Below are 24,767 nucleotides of genomic sequence, written 5' to 3' on the forward strand. Positions count from 1 at the left end.
CTTCTCCCGAACGTTACTTCTTCGACACACTGCAGCGTGGCCGCGATGATGCCATCACCTCATCTCACATCGTCCGCATCCGCATGTCGTGATGGTTTCGCCCGGGAACCGAGGCGAAGCGGTCGATGTTCAATCGGCTAAGAGAAAAATTGAAACCATCACGACGGGGTCGCAGCGAATGGATCATCTCTCTGGATATGCGCGCAGGCCATTTGCCTTTGTCTTGCGCTATCTACGGCGTCGATTGGCGTCACATCTGGTGATCCTTGGCGCCGTCGTTGCAGCAGTTGCCTGCTCGGTAGGCACGCAGTATGGCGTCAAATCGCTTGTCGACGCCTTGTCCGCGGGAACCTCTCATGGCGGAAGCGTATGGCTGGCATTCATTCTGCTCATGTCGCTGATCGCCGCCGACAACTTCCTGTGGCGGATCGCGAGTTGGACAGCGAGCTTCACCTTCGTGCGTGTCACGGGTGATCTACGCCGTGACATATTTCGTCATCTGACCGGACACGCGCCGAGCTACTTCTCGGACCGCATGCCAGGCATGCTGACCAGCCGCATTACCGCCACATCCAATGCGGTGTTCACCGTCGAGAACATGTTCGTCTGGAATGTGTTGCCGCCGTGCATTGCCACAATTGCGGCAATCATGCTGATTGGAACCGTGAGCCCTTATATGGCCGCGGGCCTGATCGTGATCGCCGGCGGCATGGTGATCGCCATGTTCCGTCTGGCCGCGGCCGGCAAACCTTTGCATGACGACTTCGCCGACAAGGCGGCCGCCGTCGATGGCGAGATGATCGACGTCATCAGCAACATGCCGCTGGTGCGCGCCTTCTGCGGCATCGGCCACGAGCATGAGCGGTTCGATGCCACAGTGAACCGGGAAGTCAATGCGCGCGGGCGCAGCCTGCGTTATCTGGAGAAGCTGCGGTTGTTCCACGCAGCCGTGACCGTGCTTCTGACCGTCGCGCTGATGGCCTGGGCGGTCACGCTCTGGCAACAGGGTGAGGCGACCACCGGCGACGTCGTGCTGGTCTGCACCCTCGGCATTTCCATCCTGAGCGCGACGCGCGATCTCGCGGTGGCGCTGGTCGACGTCACGCAACATGTCGCGCGCCTGACCGAGGCGATCGCCACGCTGCTGACGCCGCATGAACTGAAGGATCACCCCGAGGCGGAGCCGCTGGTCAAGAGCGGCGCTGCGATCGCGTACAACAATGTCACCTTCGGCTATCCCGGCGCGGAGAAGATCTTCGAACGCTTCAGCCTGCGGCTGCAGCCCGGCCAGCGCGTCGGCCTGGTGGGCCAATCCGGCGGCGGCAAGTCGACCCTTTTCACGCTGCTGCAACGTTTCTACGATGTGGACGAGGGCAGTGTGACCGTCGACGGCCAGGACATTGCCATGGTGACGCAGCAGAGTCTGCGCGAGGCGATCTCGGTGGTGCCGCAGGACATTTCCCTGTTCCACCGCTCGATCCGCGAGAACATCCGCTACGGTCGGCCGAACGCAACCGACGACGAGGTGCTGCGGGCGGCGATTGCCGCGCGTTGCGATTTCATCGACAGCCTGCCGGACGGGCTCGACACCATGGTCGGCGACCGCGGTGTGAAGATGTCCGGCGGCCAGCGCCAGCGTATCGCGATCGCGCGCGCCTTCGTCAAGGACGCGCCGATCCTGCTGCTCGACGAGGCGACTGCGGCGCTCGACAGCGAGTCGGAGGAGGCAATCCGCGAGGCGCTGGCGCGCCTGATGCGGGGCCGCACCGTGATCGCGATCGCGCATCGCCTTGCGACGCTGCGCAATTTCGACCGGGTGATCGTGCTCAAGCACGGCAAGATCATCGAAGACGGCGCGCCCGACCGGCTGATGCAGGGCCACGGTCCGTACCGTGAACTGGTGACGCAGGAAATGAGCCGGCTCGCGAAGTTCGCCGCGTAAACCCAACAGTTGCGTTTGCGTTGGTCGCGTTCGAAACACAGGCCGCAGGGGAGCAGCTCATGGCAGCCGAAGCCGCAACCAAGATCGTCCCGGCATCGCAGACGATGGAGACCGTCGCGGAGCAAGCGTTCTACATTCCGATGACGGGGCCTGCCGCGCGGCCCCGTCGCTCGCTCAAGCACGACGATACATTCATCGTGCTGGACAGCCATGGCGACATCGGCGCGTCGGCCGGCGGGCCGGATGGCCTGTTCAACCATGACACGCGCTATCTGGCGCGACTGGAGCTCGTGCTCGACGATCTCCAGCCGCTCCTGCTCGGCTCGAACCTGCGCGACGACAATTCGGGATTGACGGTCGACCTGACGAATCCCGACATCTATCGCCAGGGTCGCATTGTCCTGCAAAAGGACCTGCTGCACATCGTGCGCACGATCTTCCTGTGGCGCGGCACGGCGTATCAGCGCATCGGGCTGCAGAACCACGGCGAGCAGCGCGCCAGTTTCGAGCTGACGCTGCTGTTCGATAACGATTTTGCCGATCTGTTCGAGGTGCGCGGCGAGCGGCGGCCGCGCCGCGGCACCGGCACCAGCAAGCTGCTCGGGCCGACCGACGTCCTGTTCGAATATCGCGGTCTCGACGAAGCCGAGCGGACCACGGGGCTCCATTTCGATCCGCGTCCGACACGGCTCTCGGTCAATGCGGCGACCTGGCAGCTCGAGCTGGATCCGCATGAGTCCAAGTCGCTGTTCGTCGCCGTGTCCTGCAACCGTCCGATCGCGGAGAAGCCGGCGCGTTTCTTCAGGGGTCTGCTGGCGCATCGCCGCGAGATGCGGCAGTCGACGGTCGGCGCGGCCAGCATCGAGACATCCAACAACATCTTCAACGAGGTGCTGTGCCAGGCCATGGCCGACCTCAACATGCTGATGACGGAGACGCCGCAAGGGCGTTACCCCTATGCCGGCATTCCCTGGTATTCGACGACGTTCGGCCGCGATGGATTGATCACGGCGCTGCAGATGCTGTGGGTCGATCCGCGGGTGGCCAAGGGCGTGCTGCGGCGGCTGGCGCATTTCCAGGCCAAGGCCGTCGATCCGCTCGCCGATGCTGCGCCGGGAAAGATCCTGCACGAGATGCGCGGCGGCGAGATGGCGGCGCTGCGCGAGGTGCCGTTCTCGCAATATTACGGCAGCGTGGATTCGACCGCCTTGTTCGTCCTGCTCGCCGGACGTTATTTCGAGCGCACCGGCGACGAGAAGACGTTGACCGAGCTGTGGCCTGCGATCGAGGCCGGGCTCGCCTGGATCGACGGCCCCGGCGACCCCGACCAGGACGGCTTTGTCGAATACCAGCGCGCGACCGAGAAGGGGCTCGCCAACCAGGGCTGGAAGGATTCTTTCGACGCGATCTTCCATGCCGACGGCAAGCTCGCGGAGGGCAACATCGCGCTCGCAGAAGTCCAGGGCTATGTCTACGCCGCAAAGCAGCTCGCCGCGCGTTGCGCGCTGCGGCTCGGCAAGCCTGATATCGCCGGGAAGCTCGAGGCGGAGGCCAAGGCGCTCGCCGAGCGTTTCGAGGAGGCGTTCTGGTGCGAGGAGCTTGGCACCTACGCGCTTGCGCTCGACGGCAAGAAGCGGCGATGCGAGGTCCGCACCTCGAATGCCGGGCAGGTGCTGTTCAGCGGCATGATCCGCGAGGACCGCGCCCGTCTTGTGGCTGCCGATCTGATGCGGCCGCACTTCTTCTCGGGCTGGGGCATTCGCACCGTCGCGCGCGGTGAGGTGCGCTACAACCCGATGTCCTATCACGACGGATCGATCTGGCCGCACGACAATGCGCTGATCGCGCTTGGGCTCGCCTATTACGGGCTCAAGCACTCGGTCGCACATGTGTTCAAAGGCCTGTTCGATGCCGCAACCTATATGGATTTGCGACGGCTGCCGGAGCTGTTCTGCGGCTTCCGCCGCGAGAAGCGGCGCGGCCCGACGCTGTATCCGGTCGCCTGCGCCCCGCAGGCCTGGGCCAGCGCAACGCCGTTCACGCTGCTGGAGGCGGCGCTCGGCATCGAGTTCGATGTCGCGCGCGGCGAGATACGCCTGCGCAATCCGCATCTGCCGCCGTTCCTGAACGAGGTCATCCTGCACGATCTGCAACTCGGGGAGTCCAGCGTCGATCTGCGGGTTATCCGCCACGGTCACGACGTGGCGCTGGAAGTGTTGCGCACGCGCGGCCAGATCCAGGTGTCGATCGTGCTGGCGCGCTAGGGAGCCGCGGCAAGGAGGGTTCATGCGTAGCGCCGGATGGTTGGCCTTGAGCGCCGCGATCGTCGCGGGATTGACGGTTGCGGTATCGCGCGCCGCGGAAGACCCGCCCGCGGCCGCGACCGAGGCGAATGCACCGCCGACGGCGCAGCCGCCGGCTTCGGTGGTGCCCGTCACGCCGAAGGATGCGGCGCCGCCGCCGTCGGTGACGATCATCGGCGCCAGCGACGCCCACGGCGTGCTCGGCCGTGACGTGCGCAGTGCTGCGGATGAGGACATGGGCCATATCGTCGACGTCATCGTCGATCTCACCGGCCATGTGCGCGCCGCCGTGATCGACTTCGGCGGCTTCCTCGGCGTCGGCAGCCGCAAGATCGTGGTGGATTGGAACGCGATGCGGTTCGGCAAGATCGTCAACAAGAAGGACAGCATTACGCTGGAATTGACCAAGGCGCAGGTCGCGGCCGCGCCGGAATACAAGGAGGACACGCCGATGGTCGTGCTCGGCGCGTCCGGCAGCCTTCAGCCGCTGCAAGCCATCCAATGAGGAGGGGGGAGGGCTGACCACCTGTGCTGTTGTCCAGGAAGCCGAACCATGCAGATCGCGAGGGACGCGTTGAACACGACAACGTCGCCGCACCCGTCGTTGCGGCCATTCCAGAGCCGTCGCGCCGGAGCCTGCGCGGCCTTGACTGGTTCATCTTCTTCCTCGCCGACGTGCAGACCGGTTTCGGGCCCTTCATCGCCGTCTACCTGACCACGCAGAAATGGACGCAGGTCGAGATCGGCTTCGTGCTGTCGATCGGCGGCATCGTCGCGCTGATCGGGCAGATGCCGGGCGGCGCCATCATCGATGCCGCGAAATCCGAGCGGCTGGTCGCGGCGCTCGCGATCGTGACCATCGGCTGCTGTGCGCTCGCCTATGCGGCGATGCCGATCTTTCCCGTCGTGGTGGCCGCCGCCACGCTGCACGCCGCGGCGAGCTGCGTGCTGGGGCCTGCGATCGCGGCGATCAGCCTTGGTCTGGTCGGTCCACTCAAGATCGGCGAGCGGCTCGGCCGCAACGCGCGCTTTGCCTCGCTCGGCAACGGCGTCGCCGCCGCGGTGATGGGGACCGCCGGATATCTTCTCTCCAGCCGATCGGTGTTCCTCGTCACCTTCCTGCTCGCGATCCCGACGCTGATCGCGCTGTCGCGCATTCGCGAGGAGGAAGTCGATATCGCGCGCTGCCACGGCGAGATGCCGCGTGAGGCGCCGGTTCCGGGCGACACCAATATCTGGCATCTGATCCGGCAGAAGCCGCTGATCGTCTTCGCGCTCAGCGTCCTGCTGTTGCAGCTCGCCAACGCCTCGATGATGCCGCTGATGGCGAGCGCGGTGACGGCGCGGTCGAGTCAATGGGCGACGGTGCTCGTTGCCTTCTGCATTGTCGTGCCCCAGGCGATCGTCGCGTTGTTGTCGCCGACGGTCGGGCGCAAGGCGCAGCTCTGGGGCCGGCGGCCGCTGCTGCTGATCGGGTTCGGCGCGCTGACGATCCGCGGCCTGCTGTTCGCGACCGTGCGCGATCCCTATCTGCTGGTGCTGGTGCAGGTGTTCGACGGTTTCACCGCGGCGGTGTTTGCGGTGATGATCCCGCTGATCGTGGCCGACGTCGCCTTCGGCAGCGGGCACTTCAATCTGGCGCAGGGCATCGTCGGCACGGCAACCGGCATCGGCGCGTCCTTGAGCACCGCGCTCGGCGGCTATGTCAGCGACCAGTTCGGTAATGCCACCGCGTTCTTCGGGCTGGCGAGCATCGCGGCGGCAGGGCTGTTGCTGATCCTGTTCGTGATGCCGGAGACCCGGCGCACGGGCATCGCGGCCAAAGAAATGGCCGGCTGAACGCGATCAGCCGGCCATCAGTGGGGGAAGAGAAGACGATCAGGCGTCGAGATTGTGCAGGCGCTGGCGGTTGCGCAGCACGATCTGGCGGGCGCCGGAAAATCCCAAGATGCCCTGGGCGTGAAGCTGCGACAGCGCGCGCGACACGGTTTCGAGCGTCAGGCCGAGATAGTCGCCGATGTCGCGGCGGCACATCGGCAGCGCCATCATGCCGGCAACGGCCAGGCGACGATCCATTTCCAGCAGGAAGGTCGCAACCCGCTCCATCGCGGTCTTGCGGCCGAGCAGCAGCATGTGGTCTTCGGCATGGCGCAACTCGCCGGCCGTCATGGCCCAGAGCTTGCGGGCAACCTGCACGTCGGTGCCGGCGGCCTTCTCGAGGCTCGCCCGCTTCACCAGGCGCACATTGGTGTCGATGATGGCTTCGGCGGCGAGGCGATGGCTGGCACCGGATTCAAGGCCGAACACGTCGCCGGGAAGGTGGAAGGCGCCGATCTGGCGGCGGCCGTCGGAGAGCAGCTTGTAGGTGCGGACCGCGCCGGAGACGACCTGGTAGACATATTCCGCCGGCTCGTCCTCGCCGTAGATCTCCTCGTCCTTGCGGTAGCAGAACTCGGTAGCGACCAGGCCGACATGACCGGTGATCGCACCGAATTGGTCGGACGCGGGACGGGCAGGGGCGATCTTGCCACGAACTTGCGTGTTGATCGCCTGGGTGTTGAGCGTCTCGGTCAGCATCTGCGCCATCTCCGTTGTGATGACGCCTTGGTACGCGGTATCGGGTGCTTCGAAAATTTCGCGAGATATCTTAAGGGGAGCCCCTTACGTAGAATCCCGTAGGTCGGGGCCGCCGCAGAGCCGGGATACCCCGATCTTCACACTTCGGTGTCCGGGAAATATCTGGTCTCCAGGGCAAGTCATGTCATCGGAAGCGTTCACGCCAGCGGAGATGCCCGATGACAGCGAGATTTATCCCACTTCTGGTCGCCTTGTTGTTGCTGCCGTCGCTGGCCACGGCAGGGACAGCCCGGCCGCGAGTCGACACTGTCGCCGGCCGATTGTATTCAAATCCGATCGAAGGCCGCCAGATCGCAGCTCCGCCGTGGAGCGCGGCCTGCACGACCGATCACGGCCCAAGCGAGTGCGGCGAGCCGATGTGGATTTACGGTCCTCACAGCGAGCTTTCGCAGTACAGGAGCGCGTTCTGAGGCCATGCCTAGTTTCCGCGTCTGTTCTGGATGGCATGGCGGATGCGTTTGACCAGGTTCTCGTCGAGAAGCGGCTTCAAAATCACGTCTTTCACGCCTGCGGCCGCGGCGCGGGCCGAGATGTTGCCGTCGGGATAGCCGGTGATCAGGATCACCGGGGTGTCGCCGTCGGACTGGCGCAAGCGGCCGGCCAGCTCGATGCCGTTGATATCGGGCATCTTGTAATCGATGACGTAGCAGTCGGCGCCGGGCGGGTTCGTCGCGTTGAGCAGCGCGGTGGCGTTCCGGAAGGTCCGCACCGCAAAGCCGTCGGTTTCCAGCAGGAAGCGCAGCGATCCCAGCACGGCGTCGTCATCGTCGACCACGTAGACGATAGGCTGTGCGGATGATGCCATTGGCCGCTGCTGGTGCGAGACGATCTCGATCATCCCACCTGGCTAGCACAGCTGGACCCTTCCGTTTTGACTTAGCTCAACCGGGCCTGTCTCAAGCCGGTTTGCCTCAATCCTTCAGCATGCCGGCGCGCATCGCCAGCCGCACCAGCTCCGACAGGCTGCCCGCCTGCATCTTGGTCATGACATTGGCGCGGTACACCTCGATGGTGCGCGGGCTGATGTCGTAGTCGCGGGCGATCAGCTTGTTGGAGAGGCCGGCGACCAGCCCTTCCATGACCTGTCGCTCCCGGGGACTCAGCGAGGCGACGCGGGCGGCGATGTCGTGGGCAATGGCCTCGTTCTTGGCGGCAGGCTCCGCCTGGCGGATCGCGGTCTCGATCATGGTGGTGAGACGGTCGTCCTCGAACGGTTTTTCCAGGAAGTCGACGGCCCCTAACTTCATCGCCTCGACGGCCAGCGGCACGTCGCCGTGGCCGGTCATGATCAGGATCGGAAACGGCGAGCTCTGTGCCTTCATCCGCTTCAGCAGCTCGATCCCGTCGAGGCCCGGCATCCTGATGTCGGAGACGACGCAGCCGAAGGCGAGACCGGGCAGGGCGTCGAGAAAGCTTTGCGCGTTGTCGAACAGCGTGACGCCGAAGCCGGACGAGTCCAGCAGGAAGTTCAGCGAGTCCCGCATCGCCTCGTCGTCGTCGATGACGTAAACATGTCCCTTGGTCGTCATGGCTCAGGTCTCGTCGGCTGCCGGCAGGGTGAAGCGGAATGTCGCGCCGCCCGATGCGTTGCTCTCGGCCACCATGCGGCCGCCGTGAGCTTCGATGATCGAGCGGCTGATCGACAATCCCACGCCCATGCCGGTCTCTTTGGTGGTGAAGAAGGTCTGAAACAGGTTTGGAATGACGTCGTCCTGGAAGCCGGAGCCGGAGTCCGACACCTCGACCTCGATCATGTCGTCATCGATGCGCTTGTTCGTCACAACGAGTTCGCGCCGCGACGACTGCGCCATCGCTTCCAGCGCGTTGCGGAACAGATTGACCAGCACCTGCTGGATCTGCACCCGGTCGGCGAGCACGAGGTCGGCGCCGGGATCGAGATTGAAGCGCAGCTGCACGCTCTGCTCGCGCGCGCCGGCAAGGCCGAGCGCGCCGGCTTCCTCGATCAGCTTCGACAGGCTCTCGACCCGCTTCTCGGATTCGCCGCGGGAGACGAAGTCGCGCAGGCGACGGATGATCTGGCCGGCGCGCAGCGCCTGTTCCGAGGCGCGGTCCAGCGCGCTCTCGATCTTCGCAGTGTTGGGATCGGTGCTGCCGGCGAGCAGCCGCCGCGATCCCTTCATGTAATTGCTGATCGCCGCCAAGGGCTGGTTGATCTCGTGGGCGAGCGCGGAGGCCATCTCGCCCATCGCCGTCAGCCGCGAGACGTGGACGAGTTCGGACTGCAATTCCTGCAGCCGTGCCTGGGTCTTCTGATGCTCGGTGAGGTCGCGGACGAAGCCGGTGAAATAGGGTTCGCCGCCGGACTGCATCTCGCCGATCGACAGGTGCATCGGGAAGGTGGTGCCGTCGCGACGTTTGCCGGTGACGATGCGGCCGATGCCGATGATGTGCGGATCGTTGGTGGAGCGATAACGCGCGATGTAGCTGTCGTGGCGGGTGCGGTCCGGCTCCGGCATCAGGATGCTGACGTTCTGGCCGATCGCCTCCTGCTCGGACCAGCCGAACAGGCGCTCGGCGGCGGTCGAGAACAGCTGCATGATGCCGCGACCGTCGATGACGATCATGGCGTCGGGAATGGTATGCAGGATGGAGCGGAGGTGGGTCTCGCGCGTGCGTAGCGCTTCCTCGACCTGCTTCTCCTCGTCGATGTCGAGGAGGATGCCGCTGAGATGGCGTGCGAGGCCGGCCTCATCCCTGATCAGGCCGGCGCGGGCCCTGATCCATTGGCCCCGGTCGGAGGTGCCGGCGATCCTGAAAGAGACGTCGAAGCCGCCGCCATGCTCGGAGACCTGTTTGATCGCGGTCTCGACGCGCGCGCGGTCGTCGGGCGCAAGGCGCGACAGGAACAGGTCGTAGCTCGCAGGTCTGCCGCGCTCGACGCCGAGCAGCATCCGCGCGGTTTCCGACCATTCCAGCTCGCGCGTCGTGAGGTCGAGATCCCAGGTCCCAACGCCGAACCCCTCGATCCGGACCCGGAAATGCTCGCCGCGATGATCGTCTGGCGGATGCGTCACGCGGGTCGGCGACAAGCAAGGGCTCCATTCTGTTGCGTGACGAGGTGTTGCGAACGTCTCGACAATTTCGCCCAAGGGCGGCTCCGAAGCAAGTTCGGATGTCTGATTCCATTGACGGATTTGCCGCTGAATCGCGTGGGGCGATTTGATCTATCTCATCTTGCTCCGCGCCGGCGAGGCTAGATTTCGCGCCAATCGATTGGTTCGGAGACGCCCCATGACATATGCCACCGTGATGGTCAGCCTCGCGCTCGATCAGCCGAACGAGCCGCGCCTTCGGGTCGCAGGCGAGCTCGCCGAACGATTCGAGGCCGCGCTCGTCGGGGTCGCCGCGGCAAAGTTCGCGCCGCCGCTTTTTTTCACCGATGGTGCCGAGGCCCAGCGCCTGCTCGATGAGGAGGAGGATTCCGTCAAGCGGTGCCTGGCCGATCTGGAGGCGGAATTCCGCGGCGCGACCAGCACTCGCGGTGCGCGCGTCGAATGGCGCAGCGCCACGGATTTTCCGGCACGATACGTCCTGGCGCAGGCGCGCTGTGCCGACATCATCGTCAGCGGCGGGCAGAGCCCGGTCTTCTCCGATGCCTTTTCGCTGGTAAGCCCGAGGGATCTGGTGATGCAGGCCGGCCGGCCGCTGCTGTTCGTGCCCGACCGGATCGACTGGCTCGATCTGCGCAGCGTGCTGGTGGCCTGGAAGGACACGCCCGAGTCGCGGCGGGCGGTGGCCGATGCGCTGCCGTTGCTGCGCAAGGCGAAGGACGTCGCTATCGTCGAGATTCCGGAAGAGGGCGACGACCGGTCGGCAGCGATGGCGCGTGTTGGCGATGTTGCCGCCTGGCTTGCCCGCCACGGCGTCACCGCGACAGCGCGCGTCCCCGAAGCCACGGGGAACGAAACCGCTGCCGTGCAATTGGAGCGGGTTGCCGGCGATGTCGGTGCCGGCCTGATCGTCGCAGGCGCATACGGTCATTCCCGCTTCCGCGAGCTGATTCTCGGCGGCGTCACTCAATCTCTGGTCACGCAAACCGCACGCTGCGTGCTGCTGTCGCATTGACGGCCTCGAACACAGCCACAATCGATGAGGACGCGCCGTGTACAAATTCCTTGAGCAGACCGCCAGCGGCTACATGACCCGGAACGTCAGGACGGTGCAGCGCGACCATGATCTGCTCGCGCTCAGCGAGATGTTCGAGCGGGACGATTTCAACTCCTATCCGGTCGAGGACGACGGGCAAATCGTCGGCATCGTCACCAAATTCGACATCCTGAAGTGCTTTGCCTTCACGCCGAGCCAGATGCTGCCGCGCTATCACGACCTGATGAGCCGCAAGGTCGGCGACGTCATGACGCCCGAGTTCATCTATGTCAGCCCCGACACGCGCCTGACGCGCGTCCTCCAGATCATGGTCGAGCATCGCATCCGCAGCATCATCGTGCTCGACGGCACGCAAAAACTGGTCGGAATCATCGCGCGCGAGGATGTCATCGCAGCGCTGAAGGCGACCGCGAGCGAGTGACTTCTTCCTTCCTTCTCCCCTTGCGGGAGAAGGTGGCGCGAAGCGCCGGATGAGGGGTCTCTATCCTCGGAGAGACTGCTTCTGAGCAGCACACCCCTCACCCAAGCGAGCCTGCCGCACTGTCCTCGCTGCCCTCTCCCGCAAGGGGAGAGGGCACTGTCACTGGCCGCGCCGCAAAACGCGGGACACTCCCAAAAATTGCCCCTCGGATATGAAGAACTGAACCGCAAGTCTTGATTTCAATCAATTCCCCGCGAGGGTGAATGTGGTTTCTGGCGGCGTGTTCTTTCAGAGAGAATCCGCGATGCCCCAGCCCACCATCACCAAAACCATGACGACAGGCGAAGCCGGCCTGGCGCTCGTCTTCGCGGTCTTCGCCTTCCTGTGCCTGGTCGCCTCGGCCAAGGCGCTCGACGCGCCATTCGCCTTCCACGCCGGTCTCAGCGCCGCCGCGAGCCTGGCCGCGGTGTTCTTCATCATCAACCGCTACTACGATCGCCCGGCGGCGCTGCCGCCCGCGGAGATCAACGGCCGTCCCAACTACAATATGGGCCCGATCAAGTTCACCGCCGTCATGGCGATGGTCTGGGGTATCGCGGGCTTTCTGGTCGGCCTCATCATTGCCTCGCAGCTGGCCTGGCCCGCGCTGAACTTCGATCTGCCCTGGATTCAATTCGGCCGGTTGCGGCCGCTGCACACCTCCGCCGTGATCTTCGCCTTCGGCGGCAACGTGCTGGTCGGCACCTCGCTCTACGTCGTGCAGAAGTCCTGTCGCGCGCGGCTGGCCGGCGATCTCGCGCCCTGGTTCGTCGTGCTCGGCTACAATTACTTCATCCTCGTCGCGGGCACGGGCTATCTGCTCGGCGTCACCCAGTCGAAGGAATATGCCGAGCCGGAATGGTACGCCGATCTCTGGCTGACCATCGTCTGGGTCACGTATCTGCTGGTCTTCCTCGGCACGATCATGAAGCGCAAGGAACCGCACATCTTCGTTGCGAACTGGTTCTATCTCGCCTTCATCGTGACGATCGCGGTTCTCCATCTCGGCAACAACCCCGCGCTGCCGGTGTCGTTCTTCGGCTCCAAATCCTATGTCGCGTGGGGTGGCATCCAGGACGCCATGTTCCAGTGGTGGTACGGCCATAACGCGGTCGGCTTCTTCCTGACCGCCGGCTTCCTCGCCATCATGTACTACTTCATTCCGAAGCGCGCGGAGCGGCCGATCTATTCCTACCGGCTCTCGATCATCCACTTCTGGGCGCTGATCTTCCTCTACATCTGGGCCGGCCCGCACCATCTGCACTACACGGCATTGCCGGACTGGACGCAGACGCTCGGCATGACCTTCTCGATCATGCTGTGGATGCCGTCATGGGGCGGCATGATCAACGGCCTGATGACGCTGTCGGGCGCCTGGGACAAGCTGCGCACCGATCCCGTGCTGCGCATGCTCGTCGTCTCCGTCGCCTTCTACGGCATGTCGACCTTCGAAGGTCCGATGATGTCGATCAAGGTGGTCAACTCGCTCAGCCACTACACCGACTGGACCATCGGCCACGTGCATTCCGGCGCGCTCGGCTGGGTCGGCTTCGTCTCTTTCGGTGCGCTGTACTGCCTGGTTCCGTGGGTCTGGAATCGCAAGGGGCTCTACAGCCTGAAGCTCGTCAACTGGCACTTCTGGATCGCGACGCTCGGCATCGTTCTCTACATCTCGGCGATGTGGGTGTCCGGCATCCTGCAGGGCCTGATGTGGCGCGCCTACACCTCGCTCGGTTTCCTCGAATATTCCTTCATCGAGAGCGTCGAGGCGATGCACCCCTTCTACGTCATTCGCGCCGCCGGCGGCGGTCTGTTCCTGATCGGCGCGCTGATCATGGCCTACAATCTCTGGATGACGGTTCGCGTCGGCGAGCAGGAAGTCCAGATGCCCGTCGCTCTTCAGCCGGCGGAATGAGGAGCTTTCCATGTCGTTCTGGACACGCCACCAAATCTTCGAAAAGAACTCCATCATCCTGATCGTCGGCATTCTGCTGGTGATCGCGATCGGTGGTCTCGTCGAGATCACGCCGCTGTTCTACCTCAAGAGCACGATCGAGGTGGTCGACGGTGTCAGGCCCTACACGCCGCTGGAGCTGGCGGGGCGCAACGTCTATGTCCGCGAGGGCTGCTATCTCTGTCATTCGCAGATGATCCGTCCCTTGCGCGACGAGGTCGAGCGCTACGGCCACTTCTCGCTCGCCGCCGAGAGCATGTTCGACCACCCGTTCCAGTGGGGCTCGAAGCGCACCGGTCCCGATCTCGCCCGTGTCGGCGCGAAATATTCCGACGACTGGCACGTCACCCATCTGACCAATCCGCGCGCGATCGTGCCGCAGTCGGTGATGCCGGGTTATCCGTTCCTGAGCTCGACCGAGGTGGATCCCGCGACGATCGCCGACCACATGCGTACGCTGCGGGCCGTCGGCGTTCCCTACACCGACGACCAGATCGCCAACGCGGCCGCCGACATGAAGGCCCAGGCCGATCCGGACAATGCCGGCACCGATGCCTTCGCCAAGCGCTACGCCAAGGCGGCCGTGCGCAATTTCGACGGCAAGACGGGAACGCCGACCGAGATGGACGCGCTGATCGCGTACCTGCAGATGCTCGGCACCCTGGTCGACTTCAAGCTGTACAACGAGAAAGCCAATCTTCGCTGAGAAGGCATCACCGATGAAAGCCATCCTGACACTCGACAATCTCGCATCCAGTCTCGTGACCACCATCTGGACGCCGGTCTTCGTCGCGATCTTTCTCGCGATCATCGCCTACGCGTTTTGGCCCCGCAACAAGGCCGCGTTCGACGAAGCGGCCAGCCTGCCGCTGCGGGAGGAGTGAGAGATCATGACCGATCATCATGGCGAATTCGATTCCGTCACCGGCAAGTCCACGACCGGACATGAATGGGACGGCATCAAGGAGCTCAACACGCCGCTGCCGCGCTGGTGGGTGATCTCCTTCTACCTCACCATCGTCTGGGCGATCGGCTACTGGATCGTCTATCCGGCCTGGCCGCTGATCGCGAGCAATACGACGGGCCTGTTCGGCTACTCCTCGCGCGCCGACGTCGCGGTCGAGCTTGCCAATCTCGAGAAGATCCGGGGTGAAAAGATGGCCGCCCTCGGCGCGGCCTCGCTCGCCGACATCGAGAAGGACCCGGCCTTGCTGGCGCTCGCGCGAGCCAAGGGCAAGACCGTGTTCGGCGACAATTGCGCGCCGTGTCACGGCTCGGGCGGCGCCGGCGCCAAGGGCTTTCCGAACCTGAACGACGACGACTGGCTGTGGGGCGGCACGCTCGACCAGATCATGCAGACCATCCAGTTCGGCGCGCGCTCCGGCCATGCCAAGACCCATGAGGGCCAGATGCTCGCCTTCGGCAAGGACGGCGTGCTGAAGCCGGACGAGATCGTCACGGTCGCCAATTATGTCCGCTGGCTGTCGGGCCTCCCGACCCGAAAGGGTTTTGACGCCGCCAAGGGCGAGAAGATCTTCGCGGACAATTGCGTCGCCTGCCATGGCGATGGCGGCAAGGGTAACCCGGAGCTCGGCGCGCCCAATCTGACCGACAAGATCTGGCTCTATGGCTCGGACGAGGCGACCCTGATCGAGACGATCAGCCAGGGCCGCGCGGGCGTCATGCCGGCCTGGGAAGGACGGCTCGATCCCTCCACCATCAAGGCGATGGCGGTCTACGTCCACTCGCTGGGCGGCGGCAAGTAGAAGTGGTGAGGAGCTTGTCCTTTGTGCGCGCTCCCTCCCCCGCAAGGGGGGAGGGAACGCACCTTCTTCGGGGGACCAGTCGAGTCTCATCTCGGACTTAGGCCACGCAACCGCGTGAACAAAAATGCCCCTGCTTGAGCTGGATCAATCGACGCGGCGGCGCCGGGGCTAGGTTTAATCGCACCTTTTCGAGACGCCTCAAGCGATGAACAAGACCGTGAACCCGAACGAGCTCACATCGGACGACGACAACGGACCGCTCTATGTGGCCCAGAAGAAGGTGTATCCCCAGAGCATCTCCGGCACCTTCCGCCGGATCAAATGGGGCCTGATGGCGTTCTGCCTCGGCGTCTATTATTTCCTGCCCTTCGTGCGCTGGAACCGCGGCCTTGGCGCCCCGAGCCAGGCGGTGCTGATCGATCTTCCCAACAGCCGCTTCTACTTCTTCTTCATCGAGCTGTGGCCGCAGGAGATCTACTACTTCACGGGCCTGCTGATCGTCGCCGCGGTGGCGCTGTTCCTGATGAACTCGGTCGGCGGCCGCATCTGGTGCGGCTATCTCTGCCCGCAGACGGTCTGGACCGATTTGTTCTACGCCGTCGAGCGCTTCGTCGAAGGCGACCGCCGCGAGCGGATGCGCAAGGACAAGTCTGGCGGCGGGCTGACGCTCAGGCGCGTCTCGGAGATCGCGTTCAAGCATGCGATCTGGCTGATGATCGCCTGGTGGACCGGCGGCGCGTGGGTGCTCTATTTCAACGACGCCCCGACGCTGGTGAAGGAGCTCCTGACCTTTCAGGCGCCGATGATCGCCTATATCTGGATCGGCATCCTCACGGCGACGACCTATTTGCTCGCCGGCTTCATGCGCGAGCAGGTCTGCACCTATATGTGCCCCTGGCCGCGCATCCAGGCCGCGCTCACCGACGAATGGGCGCTCAACGTCACCTACCGTTACGATCGCGGCGAGAAGCGCACCTCGGTGAAGAAGGCCGCCGAGCTGCGTGCGCTCGGGCAGCCGGTCGGCGATTGCGTCGACTGCTATCAATGCGTCGCGGTCTGCCCGACCGGCATCGATATCCGCAATGGACCGCAGCTCGAATGCATCCAGTGCGGGCTCTGCATCGACGCCTGCGACAACGTCATGACCAAGATCGGGCGGCCGAAGCGGCTGATCGGCTATGACAACGACATCAACATCCAGCGGCGCCAGGAAGGCAAGGCGCCGATCTATCGCATCGTCCGCGCCCGCACCGTCGCCTACAGTGCGATCATCGCGGCCGTCGGCGGCATCATGCTCTACGTGCTGGCGACCCGCACTCTGCTCGACATCAACGTGCTGCACGACCGCAACCCGGTCGCGGTCAAGCTCAGCGACGGCTCGATCCGCAACGCCTATACGGTGCGGCTGCTCAACAAGAGCGGTTATGACCGCGTCGTCGCGATCGACGCGGACGGCCCGGTCAATCTGACCACGCACGTCGTCGGCGTCGATTCCGTGACGCCCGACAGGCCGATGATCGTGATCCCGCGCGATTCGACCAGCGAGCTGCGGCTGCTCGTCACCGCGCCGGCCGACAGCAATCCGGAGAAGTCGATCCCGGTGCGCATCCACGTTACCGATATCGGGCTCGGCGAGGTCGCCACCACCACCGACAATTTCGTCGCGCCGTAAGAGTCGCATGTAGGATCTGGAGACTGAAATGGCCATCAAGCCGCTGACCGGAACCAAGGTGTTCCTGATGCTGGTCGCCTTCTTCGGCGTCGTGATCGGCGTCAATGTCACCATGATGAAGCTCGCGATTGCGACGCTGCCCGGCACCGACGTGGACAGCCCCTATGCCGCGGGCCTCGCCTACGATCGCGAGATCTCGGCGGCGCAGGACCAGGCCGCGCGCGGATGGAAGGTGAGCGCGCATATCGAGCGACGCGCCGACGGCAATGCCGTGCTTCAGGTCGAAGCGCGCGACGCCGCCGGCCAGCCGCTGACCGGGCTGAAGTTCGGCGGCCGCCTGGAGCGTCCGACCGACAAGCGCGCCGACCTCGCGGTCGCGCTCGCGGAGGCCGGTATCGGCATCTATCGCGGCAATGCCACCTCCGTCGCGCCTGGCCAGTGGGATCTCGTCATAGAAGGCGACGCCAGGGGCGAGCGCGTGTTCCTGTCGCGCAACCGCGTGATCCTGAACTGAGGTCTCGCCATGCAGGTGACACGTGATTTCTCTCACTACGTCCGCGCCGCGGGCACCGGCCTCCGGCACATCGATCTCGCGGTCGAGGGCGTTCACTGTGCGGGCTGCATGGCCAAGATCGAGCGCGGCCTCTCGGCCATTCCCGACGTCACGCTGGCGCGCGTGAACCTCACCGACCGGCGCGTCGCGCTGGAATGGAAAGAGGGCGCGCTCGATCCCGCACGCTTCATCGATCGCCTCGAGGAGCTCGGTTACAAGGCCTATCCCTACGAGACCGAGAGTGCAGAGGCGAGCGAGGTCGCGGAATCGCGCTTCCTGCTGCGCTGCCTCGGCGTTGCCGCGTTTGCCACCATGAACGTGATGATGCTGTCGATCCCGGTGTGGTCGGGCAACGTCTCGGACATGCTGCCGGAGCAGCGCGACTTCTTCCACTGGCTGTCGGCGCTGATCGCGCTGCCGGCGGCGGCCTATGCCGGCCAGCCGTTCTTCCGCTCCGCCTGGCACGCGCTGTCGAACAAGACGACCAACATGGACGTGCCGATCTCGATCGGCGTGTGCCTTGCGCTCGGCATGTCCGTGGTCGAGACCATCCATCACGCCGAGCACGCCTATTTCGACGCGGCGATCATGCTGCTGACCTTCTTGCTGATCGGCCGTTTCCTCGACCAGAACATGCGGCGGCGGACGCGTGCGGTCGCGGGCAATCTCGCCGCGCTGAAGGCGGAAACCGCCGCAAAGTTCGTCGGGCTCGATGAGATCTCGCAGGTTCCGGTCGCGGCGATCCATCCCGGTGACATCGTGCTGCTGCGGCCGGGCGAGCGCTGTGCCGTCGACGGCACCGTGATCGAGGGCCGTTCCGAGATCGACCAGAGCCTGATCACCGGCGAGACGCTCTATGTCACGGCCGAGCAGGGCACGCCGGTCTATGCGGGCTCGATGAATATTTCCGGTGCGCTGCGGGTGCGGGTCTCGGCGGCGTCGGAAGCGACGCTGCTTGCCGAGATCACGCGGCTGCTCGACCACGCGCTGCAGGCGCGCTCGCGCTACATGCGGCTCGCCGACCGCGCCTCGCGGCTCTATGCGCCCGTGGTGCATGCGACCGCGCTGATCACCATCCTTGGCTGGGTCGCGTTCGGCGCGAGCTGGCATGATGCGATCGTCACCGGCGTCGCGGTGCTCATCATCACCTGTCCCTGCGCGCTCGGGCTCGCGATTCCGACCGTGCAGACGGTGGCCTCGGGTGCGATGTTCAAGTCCGGCGTGCTGCTCAATTCCGGCGATGCCATCGAGCGCCTCGCCGAAGCCGACCACGTCATCTTCGACAAGACCGGCACGCTGACGCTGCCCGATCTCGACGTGACCAATGCGGCCGATATCCCCGCCGACATTTTTGCGCTCGCCGGCCGGCTCGCGCTGTCGAGCCATCATCCCGTCGCCGCCGCGGTCACGCAGGCCGCCGGCGCGACATCGCCGATCGTCGGCGCGGTTGAAGAGGCGGGGCAGGGCGTCCGCGCAACTGTCGACGGCGTCGAGATCCGTCTCGGCCGTCCGTCCTTCTGCGGCGCCGAGGCATTGGTCGTCGGCGCCGATCTTGATCCCGAAGCCTCCGTTGTGGCCTTCAGGAGGGACGACGAGAAATTCATCCTGTCGGTGCGGCAGGGCCTGCGTCCGGATGCGCAGGCCGTGATTGCCGCGCTCAGGGATCGCCACATCGGCATCGAGATTCTCTCCGGCGACCGCGAGCCCGCGGTGATTGCGGCGGCCCACGCGCTCGGCATCGCCGAATGGCGCGCCGGCGTCACGCCGGCCGACAAGATCGCGCGGATCGAGGAGCTGAAGCGGCGCGGCGCCAGGGTGCTGATGGTCGGCGACGGCATGAACGATGCGCCGTCGCTCGCGGCCGCGCATGTCTCGATGTCGCCGATTTCGGCTGCACATCTCAGCCAGGCCACCGCCGATCTCGTCTTCCTCGGCCGGCCGCTGGGCCCCGTCGTCGCCGCGATCGATTCCGCGCGAAACGCGCTGCATCTGATGCGGCAGAACCTCTGGCTTGCGATCGGGTACAATGTGATCGCCGTGCCCGTCGCGATCAGCGGCGTGGTGACGCCCTTGATTGCCGCGGCCGCCATGAGCGGATCCTCGATCCTGGTGATGCTGAACTCGCTGCGGGCCCGCAGCCGCACGCGGGAGATCATGTGATGGAGATACTCGTCTTCCTGGTGCCGCTGGCGCTGATGCTCGGTCTTGCTGGCCTTGCCGCCTTCCTCTGGTCGCTCCGCAGCGGCCAGTACGACGATCTCGACGGCGCCGCCTGGCGCGCCATTGCGGATGATGAGCCGCCGCCACAGGAATTGTCTGCCAAGCGCTAGCGCTTCAGGCCGAAGGTGAGGAGAGCGGCGGCAGCAAGGGCTGCGCCGACGCCGGCAACGCAGGCGTGCCAGCCAAAGGCGTCGAACAGCCGGCCCAGCACGGCCGTGCCGACCAGTCCACCGCAGAAATAGCAGGCGAGATACGTGCCGCTGGCGACGCCGCGGTTGTCGGTAGCCATCTGACCGACGAAGCCCGTGGTGGCTGCTTGGGCAAAGAAAGTCCCGACTCCGACCAGAACCATGCCGGCGAGCACCGCGCCGAGATGAGACGTCAACATCAGCGGCAGCCCGGCTCCGGCGACAACAAGCGATCCCCAGATTGTCGACCGCGTCCCAAGGCGCGAGGCGACCTTGCCGGCCAGCAACGTCGTCACCACCGACGGGAGGAAGACGAAATAGATCAGGCCGAGGTCCATCATCCCGAGCGAGAGCGGCGGCCGGACCAGCACGAAGTTGACGAATGTGAAAGTGCCGATGAATGCGAACAGGATGCAGAACCCGATGCCGAAGGCTGCACGCAGGGGCGGTCTGCGCCAATGGGACATCATCGCTGCCAGCGGCGATGACACCGGCATCATCGGGCGCATCGGTCGCACGCGCTTGATGGTAAAATAGACAAGTGCCGCACCGGCCAGATTAAGGGCGGCGAAAAAGTAGAAGTTCCAGGCGAGGCCGAGGCTGTCGACGACCGCCGCTGACACCAGCCGACCGACCAAGTTACTCGCGACATTTCCAGTGATATAGGCGGCAAACGCGCCGCCGGCATCCATGGCGCTGCACTGTTCGCCGAGATAGGCGAGCGTGAGGGCGAAGGCCGCGGCCATGCACAGGCCCTGCGCGACCCGCAAGGTTGTGAAGACGGCAAGATTAGGCGCGGACGCCAGCAGGCTCGTGGGGATCGCGAGCAGCAGGAGGCTGAGCAGGATGCCGGTCCGACGCTCGATGCGTGGGCTGAGGACGCCAACGACGAGGCTGGATGCCGCCATACCGAAGGTGCTGGCGTTCACGGCAAAGCCCATCGCCGCCGGCGTGACGCCGTAATGGCGCGTGAGCGAGGGCAGGATCGCCTGCGTCGCGAACAGGTCGACGACGGTCAGGAACGCGATGAGGCCGATCACGAGCGAGCGCAACGCGAAACCCGGGGAATGCGCATCCATCGCCATCACGGTCGGCTTCATCTGTGCGGACAGATCGATCATCTCGCGGCATCTCCGATGAACAAGTGGCGCCCGGCACGCCTGGGGCAGGGAGGCCGGACGCCACATCATGTAACGAGTACGCTGGGGCTGGGGCGCTCGTTACATGTTGTGGTCGGCAGGGTCCTTGCGGACGTCGCCGACATAGAGAATGACCGTTTCCTTGCCGAGGTTCTTCCACCAATGCGAGGTGCCGGACACCTCGGGGCGAATGTCGCCTGCCTTGTGCACGATCGGATCGATGCAATTGGAAGCGTGCTCGACGATCTCGCCTTGCTGCACGAAGATCAGGGCAGGGCGATCGTCATGGCTGTGCCAGGGCACGATGCCGCCGGGCTCGATGGTCAGCTTGCGGAAGCGCAGCTCCCGGCCTTCGATGTGCGCCGGCTGCTTGCCGAGGTCGATCGCGCCGAGCGTGACGTCGGTGACGCCGACTGGTTTATAGTCCACCATCTGGTGTGCGTTCGCCTTGATCTTGTCGGCCGGGCATTCACCGGCGAACACCGGTTGCGCGGAGAGCGTCAACGCGCCGAAGAGGGCGAGGCCCGGCCAGATCACGTGCGACAATGTGCGATGCTTGAGCATGGAAGTCTCCTGTGTTGGCCGCTACCGAGATGGTTACCGGCTATGCCAGGAGTTTCGTCGAAGCGGCGCTCGTCCTGAAATGCCCTTTCGCTCTCGGCGCGATAGCCCGGCGCTATGGTGGCGCGATACGCTGGCGCTATCGAACCGATTGTGAAACGGCATTTCCGCACGATCGGGATCAGGTGTTGGATCGCGGTTATCCCTTGCATGGGGCGCGGAACGCTAAAATAATGCAAACTCTTGCCGGAGCCGGAGATGACAGCACTTTCGCCAGCCGATGCCGAGCGGCTCAAATCCGCCTTCCAGCGTTGCCGCGACATGGACGGCACGCTGAACGAGCAGCTCCGCGCCTATGCCGATGCCAGCCGCGAGGTCTTCCCGGCCTATGGCGAGGCAGTCGATCGGCTGGTGGCGCGATTGGGATGGAACGGCGGTGGCGGGAGCGCGCCGCGTCCGGGCGATGCAATGCCAATGTTCGTCTTGCCGGATGAAAGCGGGCGTCTCGTCAATTTGGCTGCGCTGCTCGAGCGCGGGCCAGTCGCGGTGATGTTCTTCCGCGGACATTGGTGTCCGTATTGCCGGCTCAATGTCCGCGCCGTCGTGCAGGCACTCGATCGCATCGCGGCGATCGGCGCGCGGATCGTGGCGATCATGCCGGAGACGCAGGAATATACGCAGCAGGTCAAGGCCGATTCCGGCGCACCATTTCCGATCCTGACGGATCTCGACAACGGCTATGCGTTGTCGCTGAATCTCGCGATCTGGCTCGGTGCGGAAATCCAGAACCTGTTGTCCTATCAGGACATGAGCAAATTCCATGGCAATAATGCCTGGATGCTGCCGATCCCCGCCGTATTCGTTGTCGGGCGCGACGGCCTTGTGAAAGCCCGCTTCGTCGACCCCGATTTCCGCAAGCGCATGGAGATCGACGATCTGCTTGCGGCACTCGAAGGCGCGAGCCGCGAGAGCTGATCTCGTTTTGTCGGACGGGTGCGAACCTATCCCGCGATTGCCCGCCAGTCCGCTCCGCGCAGCATTCGCATCACGGCGTTGGCGACTGCCGTGCGTTGCCGGCCAGCCACCCCGTAAAGGCTGACGGTCCGGCGGGCGTCCAGCCCGGTGACCGCGGCGCGCGTCATGCCGTCCGGTACGGGCGAGGTGTGAGGCACCATGGCAACGCCGATGTCGGCCTCGACAAGCTCGATCAGATCGTGCTCGTTCGAGATCTGATGGTCGTGCTCGACGTCGACGCCGTGTTCGCGCAGGCTCGCCGAGATCCGGCCGGAGTGTTCGCAGAACGTCCGGCTCAACAATTGCTCGGAGCGCAGATCGTCCAGCTCGACCGAGCTGCGGCCGGCAAGCCGATGTCCGTCGTTGACGACGAGCTCGAAGGCCTCGGTGAAGAGCGGCCAGATGTCGAGTCGATCCCAGGCTTCGTCGATCTCGGCGGCGATGCCGAGCTCCGCCTCGCCTTTCCTCAAGAAATCACCGACCTCGCGGCTGGTCCCGCGCAGGAAACGCAGTTCAAGCCGGTTGAATTGCCGCCTGATCTCGTTGAGATGCGGAATCAGCAGCGCGAGATCGATCGAGTGCGTCAGCGCGATACGCAACGCGCCAATCTCCCCGCTCTTGAACGAGGACGCCAGCGAGCGTGCGCCGGTGGCGGCGTCGTAGCACTGCTTCAGCAGTGGATGCATGCGTTGGCCTAGCTCGGTCAATTGGGCCGCAGGGCGTTCGCGACGAAACAGGTCTCCGCCAAGCTCGGCCTCGAGCTGTTTGATCGCGCGCGTCAGCGAGGGCTGCGTCACGTTGCACTCCTCGGCGGCGCGCGTGAAATTCAAGAGTTGCGCCACCGCGAGGAAATAGCGAACCTGGTGCATTTCCATGGATCGGCTCCCAGCAGGATCAGTGCGGACCCTAGCCGATTGGGGCGAGGAATGACATCCCGGCCGCTATAGCTCGGACGTATGGACTTGGAAGCCAGCCGGCATTTCAAAAGGTCCCGCGATCTCGTAAAACGATCAGGCGTAACAAAACCACGCGTTCGACGAATATTCGACCAGTACGGGCTCATCAGGAGCAAACCATGAACGGCATGCAAGGCAGAGGTGCTAACCTTCCGGGTCAAGTCGTCCTCGTGCTTCAGGGCGGCGGCGCTCTCGGCTCCTATCAGGCGGGCGTCTACCAGGCCCTCCACGAGGCGGGCATCGAGCCGGACTGGATCATCGGTACCTCGATCGGCGCCATCAACGCGAGCCTCATTGCAGGCAACGCTCCCGAGCACAGGCTTCCGCGCTTGAGGGAGTTCTGGAAACGGATGGAGCAGAAGCCGGTCTGGGACTGGCGCTCGGCGTTTCCCGGCTTCAACGAGAAGCTGGCCTATTGGTCAACCGTCACCCACGGCATCCCAGGTTTCTTCCGGCCCAATCCGCTGGCGCATGCGGGAGATTCCTATCCGCTGGGCGCCGATCACGCCGGATACTATTCCACCGTGCCGCTGGAGGCGACTCTGAGCGAGCTTGTCGATTTCGATCTGGCCAATCGCTGCACGCCGCGCCTGACTGTCGGTGCGGCCCATGTCGGCACCAGTGAAATGCGTTATTTCGACAGCCGCGACGGCGAACTGACAGTGAAGCATGTGATGGCCTCCGGCGCGTTGCCGCCGGCCTTCCCGGCGGTGCGCATCGATGGCGAGCTCTATTGGGACGGCGGCATCCTGTCGAACACGCCGACGGAAGCGGTGTTCGACGACAACCCACGCCGGGATTCGCTGATCTTCTCGGTGCATTTGTGGAATCCCGTCGGCGCCGAGCCGACGACGATGGCGGAGGTGATGAACCGTCACAAGGACGTGCAATATTCCAGCCGCATTGCAAGCCAGATCGTGCGACAGCAACAGGCCCATCGCCTGCGTCACGTCATCAACCAGCTCGCGGCGCGCCTGCCGGAGAGCGAGCGCAACGACCCCGCGGTCAGGGAGCTGACGAGCTACGGCTGTCCGACCCGCATGCATGTGGTGCGGCTGCTGGCACCGCAGCTCGAGCGCGAGACCCATACCAAGGATATCGACTTCAGCCCATCCGGCATCTCGCTGCGCTGGAATGCAGGCTATGCCCATACGAAGTCGGCGCTTGCGCGCAAACCGTGGGTCGGCGAATTCGATCCGCTGGCGGGCGTGGTGCTGCACGAGCATATCGACCAGATGCCGCTGGCCGCGGAATAGCGCCACGGCCACCGTCGG

At 64.8% G+C, this 24,767-nt stretch carries 23 protein-coding genes; 16 read left to right on the top strand and 7 right to left on the bottom strand.

The window, feature by feature from the left end; genetic code table 11:
• Positions 1 to 178: 178 nt before the first annotated feature.
• Genes NLM32_RS15745 through NLM32_RS15760 form a run of 4 tightly spaced genes read left to right on the top strand, consistent with a single transcriptional unit; the run spans position 179 to position 6,084 of the window.
• The gene (locus NLM32_RS15745; protein WP_254129860.1) at positions 179 to 1,942 is read left to right on the top strand and encodes an ABC transporter ATP-binding protein; all 1,764 of its coding nucleotides are present in this window, start codon (positions 179 to 181) and stop codon (positions 1,940 to 1,942) included.
• A 59-nt stretch (positions 1,943 to 2,001) separates the two neighbouring features.
• Entirely contained in the window at positions 2,002 to 4,206 is a 2,205-nt protein-coding gene (locus NLM32_RS15750; RefSeq protein ID WP_254129861.1) for an amylo-alpha-1,6-glucosidase, read from the top strand.
• Between the two features lie 22 nt (positions 4,207 to 4,228).
• Complete coding sequence (locus tag NLM32_RS15755) at positions 4,229 to 4,750, top strand: PRC-barrel domain-containing protein (protein WP_254129862.1); 522 nt, start codon at positions 4,229 to 4,231, stop codon at positions 4,748 to 4,750.
• A gap of 23 nt (positions 4,751 to 4,773) precedes the next feature.
• Entirely contained in the window at positions 4,774 to 6,084 is a 1,311-nt protein-coding gene (locus tag NLM32_RS15760; RefSeq protein ID WP_254129863.1) for an MFS transporter, read from the top strand.
• A 39-nt stretch (positions 6,085 to 6,123) separates the two neighbouring features.
• On the opposite strand, the gene NLM32_RS15765 is transcribed toward NLM32_RS15760, so the two are convergent.
• From NLM32_RS15765 to fixL, 4 genes are all read right to left on the bottom strand, one after another.
• Positions 6,124 to 6,822: a helix-turn-helix domain-containing protein gene (locus NLM32_RS15765; protein WP_254129864.1), complete on the bottom strand. Its 699-nt coding sequence runs from the start codon at positions 6,820 to 6,822 to the stop codon at positions 6,124 to 6,126.
• Between the two features lie 478 nt (positions 6,823 to 7,300).
• A complete protein-coding gene (locus tag NLM32_RS15770; RefSeq protein WP_254129865.1) occupies positions 7,301 to 7,720 on the bottom strand; it encodes a response regulator in 420 nt (139 codons plus the stop codon).
• A gap of 73 nt (positions 7,721 to 7,793) precedes the next feature.
• Positions 7,794 to 8,411 carry a response regulator FixJ gene (gene fixJ, locus NLM32_RS15775; RefSeq protein ID WP_254129866.1) on the bottom strand — a complete coding sequence of 206 codons (618 nt, stop codon included), beginning with the start codon at positions 8,409 to 8,411 and terminating at the stop codon, positions 7,794 to 7,796.
• Positions 8,412 to 8,414: 3 nt separating this feature from the next.
• Positions 8,415 to 9,932 carry a sensor protein FixL gene (fixL, locus tag NLM32_RS15780; protein ID WP_254129867.1) on the bottom strand — a complete coding sequence of 506 codons (1,518 nt, stop codon included), beginning with the start codon at positions 9,930 to 9,932 and terminating at the stop codon, positions 8,415 to 8,417.
• Between the two features lie 202 nt (positions 9,933 to 10,134).
• Between fixL and NLM32_RS15785 the strand changes: the two genes are divergently transcribed.
• The 10 genes from NLM32_RS15785 to ccoS all read left to right on the top strand — a co-directional run bounded on the left by NLM32_RS15785 (position 10,135) and on the right by ccoS (position 19,745).
• A complete protein-coding gene (locus tag NLM32_RS15785) occupies positions 10,135 to 10,968 on the top strand; it encodes a universal stress protein (RefSeq protein ID WP_254135316.1) in 834 nt (277 codons plus the stop codon).
• Between the two features lie 37 nt (positions 10,969 to 11,005).
• Positions 11,006 to 11,431, top strand: coding sequence for an HPP family protein (locus NLM32_RS15790; protein WP_254129868.1), 426 nt, complete (start codon positions 11,006 to 11,008; stop codon positions 11,429 to 11,431).
• A gap of 304 nt (positions 11,432 to 11,735) precedes the next feature.
• On the top strand, positions 11,736 to 13,385 hold the full coding sequence (gene ccoN / locus NLM32_RS15795) for a cytochrome-c oxidase, cbb3-type subunit I (protein WP_254129869.1): 1,650 nt from the start codon (positions 11,736 to 11,738) through the stop codon (positions 13,383 to 13,385).
• Positions 13,386 to 13,395: 10 nt separating this feature from the next.
• Positions 13,396 to 14,130 carry a cytochrome-c oxidase, cbb3-type subunit II gene (gene ccoO / locus NLM32_RS15800; RefSeq protein ID WP_254129870.1) on the top strand — a complete coding sequence of 245 codons (735 nt, stop codon included), beginning with the start codon at positions 13,396 to 13,398 and terminating at the stop codon, positions 14,128 to 14,130.
• A 13-nt stretch (positions 14,131 to 14,143) separates the two neighbouring features.
• The gene (locus NLM32_RS15805; protein ID WP_128953085.1) at positions 14,144 to 14,308 is read left to right on the top strand and encodes a cbb3-type cytochrome c oxidase subunit 3; all 165 of its coding nucleotides are present in this window, start codon (positions 14,144 to 14,146) and stop codon (positions 14,306 to 14,308) included.
• Positions 14,309 to 14,314: 6 nt separating this feature from the next.
• Positions 14,315 to 15,190: a cytochrome-c oxidase, cbb3-type subunit III gene (gene ccoP / locus NLM32_RS15810; RefSeq protein ID WP_254129871.1), complete on the top strand. Its 876-nt coding sequence runs from the start codon at positions 14,315 to 14,317 to the stop codon at positions 15,188 to 15,190.
• Positions 15,191 to 15,395: 205 nt separating this feature from the next.
• Positions 15,396 to 16,862, top strand: a complete 1,467-nt coding sequence (ccoG, locus tag NLM32_RS15815) for a cytochrome c oxidase accessory protein CcoG (RefSeq protein ID WP_254129872.1) — start codon at positions 15,396 to 15,398, stop codon at positions 16,860 to 16,862.
• A 28-nt stretch (positions 16,863 to 16,890) separates the two neighbouring features.
• Complete coding sequence (locus NLM32_RS15820; RefSeq protein WP_254129873.1) at positions 16,891 to 17,376, top strand: FixH family protein; 486 nt, start codon at positions 16,891 to 16,893, stop codon at positions 17,374 to 17,376.
• Positions 17,377 to 17,385: 9 nt separating this feature from the next.
• A complete protein-coding gene (locus tag NLM32_RS15825) occupies positions 17,386 to 19,575 on the top strand; it encodes a cation-translocating P-type ATPase (RefSeq protein WP_254129874.1) in 2,190 nt (729 codons plus the stop codon).
• The gene (gene ccoS, locus NLM32_RS15830) at positions 19,575 to 19,745 is read left to right on the top strand and encodes a cbb3-type cytochrome oxidase assembly protein CcoS (RefSeq protein ID WP_254129875.1); all 171 of its coding nucleotides are present in this window, start codon (positions 19,575 to 19,577) and stop codon (positions 19,743 to 19,745) included. The genes NLM32_RS15825 and ccoS overlap by 1 nt, the downstream gene beginning before the upstream one ends.
• On the opposite strand, the gene NLM32_RS15835 is transcribed toward ccoS, so the two are convergent.
• Positions 19,742 to 20,944, bottom strand: a complete 1,203-nt coding sequence (locus NLM32_RS15835; protein WP_254129876.1) for an MFS transporter — start codon at positions 20,942 to 20,944, stop codon at positions 19,742 to 19,744. The two genes, ccoS and NLM32_RS15835, sit on opposite strands and share 4 nt — an antisense overlap.
• A gap of 99 nt (positions 20,945 to 21,043) precedes the next feature.
• A complete protein-coding gene (locus NLM32_RS15840; RefSeq protein ID WP_254129877.1) occupies positions 21,044 to 21,526 on the bottom strand; it encodes a cupin domain-containing protein in 483 nt (160 codons plus the stop codon).
• 255 nt (positions 21,527 to 21,781) lie between these two features.
• Here NLM32_RS15840 and NLM32_RS15845 point away from each other — a divergent pair, with 255 nt between their 5' ends.
• On the top strand, positions 21,782 to 22,498 hold the full coding sequence (locus NLM32_RS15845; protein ID WP_254129878.1) for a peroxiredoxin-like family protein: 717 nt from the start codon (positions 21,782 to 21,784) through the stop codon (positions 22,496 to 22,498).
• A 26-nt stretch (positions 22,499 to 22,524) separates the two neighbouring features.
• On the opposite strand, the gene NLM32_RS15850 is transcribed toward NLM32_RS15845, so the two are convergent.
• On the bottom strand, positions 22,525 to 23,412 hold the full coding sequence (locus tag NLM32_RS15850) for a LysR family transcriptional regulator (protein WP_254129879.1): 888 nt from the start codon (positions 23,410 to 23,412) through the stop codon (positions 22,525 to 22,527).
• 200 nt (positions 23,413 to 23,612) lie between these two features.
• Between NLM32_RS15850 and NLM32_RS15855 the strand changes: the two genes are divergently transcribed.
• Positions 23,613 to 24,749: a patatin-like phospholipase family protein gene (locus NLM32_RS15855; RefSeq protein ID WP_254129880.1), complete on the top strand. Its 1,137-nt coding sequence runs from the start codon at positions 23,613 to 23,615 to the stop codon at positions 24,747 to 24,749.
• The last annotated feature ends 18 nt before the right edge of the window (positions 24,750 to 24,767 follow it).

Source organism: Bradyrhizobium sp. CCGUVB14, from assembly GCF_024199935.1.
Lineage (GTDB): Bacteria > Pseudomonadota > Alphaproteobacteria > Rhizobiales > Xanthobacteraceae > Bradyrhizobium.

Coding starts and splice junctions, on each gene's coding strand:
- NLM32_RS15745 (WP_254129860.1), top strand. CDS start 179: ATGGATCATCTCTCTGGATATGCGCGCAGGCCATTTGCCTTTGTCTTG.
- NLM32_RS15750 (WP_254129861.1), top strand. CDS start 2,002: ATGGCAGCCGAAGCCGCAACCAAGATCGTCCCGGCATCGCAGACGATG.
- NLM32_RS15755 (WP_254129862.1), top strand. CDS start 4,229: ATGCGTAGCGCCGGATGGTTGGCCTTGAGCGCCGCGATCGTCGCGGGA.
- NLM32_RS15765 (WP_254129864.1), bottom strand. CDS start 6,822: ATGCTGACCGAGACGCTCAACACCCAGGCGATCAACACGCAAGTTCGT.
- NLM32_RS15770 (WP_254129865.1), bottom strand. CDS start 7,720: ATGATCGAGATCGTCTCGCACCAGCAGCGGCCAATGGCATCATCCGCA.
- fixJ (WP_254129866.1), bottom strand. CDS start 8,411: ATGACGACCAAGGGACATGTTTACGTCATCGACGACGACGAGGCGATG.
- NLM32_RS15785 (WP_254135316.1), top strand. CDS start 10,135: ATGACATATGCCACCGTGATGGTCAGCCTCGCGCTCGATCAGCCGAAC.
- ccoN (WP_254129869.1), top strand. CDS start 11,736: ATGCCCCAGCCCACCATCACCAAAACCATGACGACAGGCGAAGCCGGC.
- ccoO (WP_254129870.1), top strand. CDS start 13,396: ATGTCGTTCTGGACACGCCACCAAATCTTCGAAAAGAACTCCATCATC.
- NLM32_RS15805 (WP_128953085.1), top strand. CDS start 14,144: ATGAAAGCCATCCTGACACTCGACAATCTCGCATCCAGTCTCGTGACC.
- ccoP (WP_254129871.1), top strand. CDS start 14,315: ATGACCGATCATCATGGCGAATTCGATTCCGTCACCGGCAAGTCCACG.
- ccoG (WP_254129872.1), top strand. CDS start 15,396: ATGAACAAGACCGTGAACCCGAACGAGCTCACATCGGACGACGACAAC.
- NLM32_RS15820 (WP_254129873.1), top strand. CDS start 16,891: ATGGCCATCAAGCCGCTGACCGGAACCAAGGTGTTCCTGATGCTGGTC.
- NLM32_RS15825 (WP_254129874.1), top strand. CDS start 17,386: ATGCAGGTGACACGTGATTTCTCTCACTACGTCCGCGCCGCGGGCACC.
- ccoS (WP_254129875.1), top strand. CDS start 19,575: ATGGAGATACTCGTCTTCCTGGTGCCGCTGGCGCTGATGCTCGGTCTT.
- NLM32_RS15835 (WP_254129876.1), bottom strand. CDS start 20,944: ATGATCGATCTGTCCGCACAGATGAAGCCGACCGTGATGGCGATGGAT.
- NLM32_RS15840 (WP_254129877.1), bottom strand. CDS start 21,526: ATGCTCAAGCATCGCACATTGTCGCACGTGATCTGGCCGGGCCTCGCC.
- NLM32_RS15845 (WP_254129878.1), top strand. CDS start 21,782: ATGACAGCACTTTCGCCAGCCGATGCCGAGCGGCTCAAATCCGCCTTC.
- NLM32_RS15850 (WP_254129879.1), bottom strand. CDS start 23,412: ATGGAAATGCACCAGGTTCGCTATTTCCTCGCGGTGGCGCAACTCTTG.
- NLM32_RS15855 (WP_254129880.1), top strand. CDS start 23,613: ATGAACGGCATGCAAGGCAGAGGTGCTAACCTTCCGGGTCAAGTCGTC.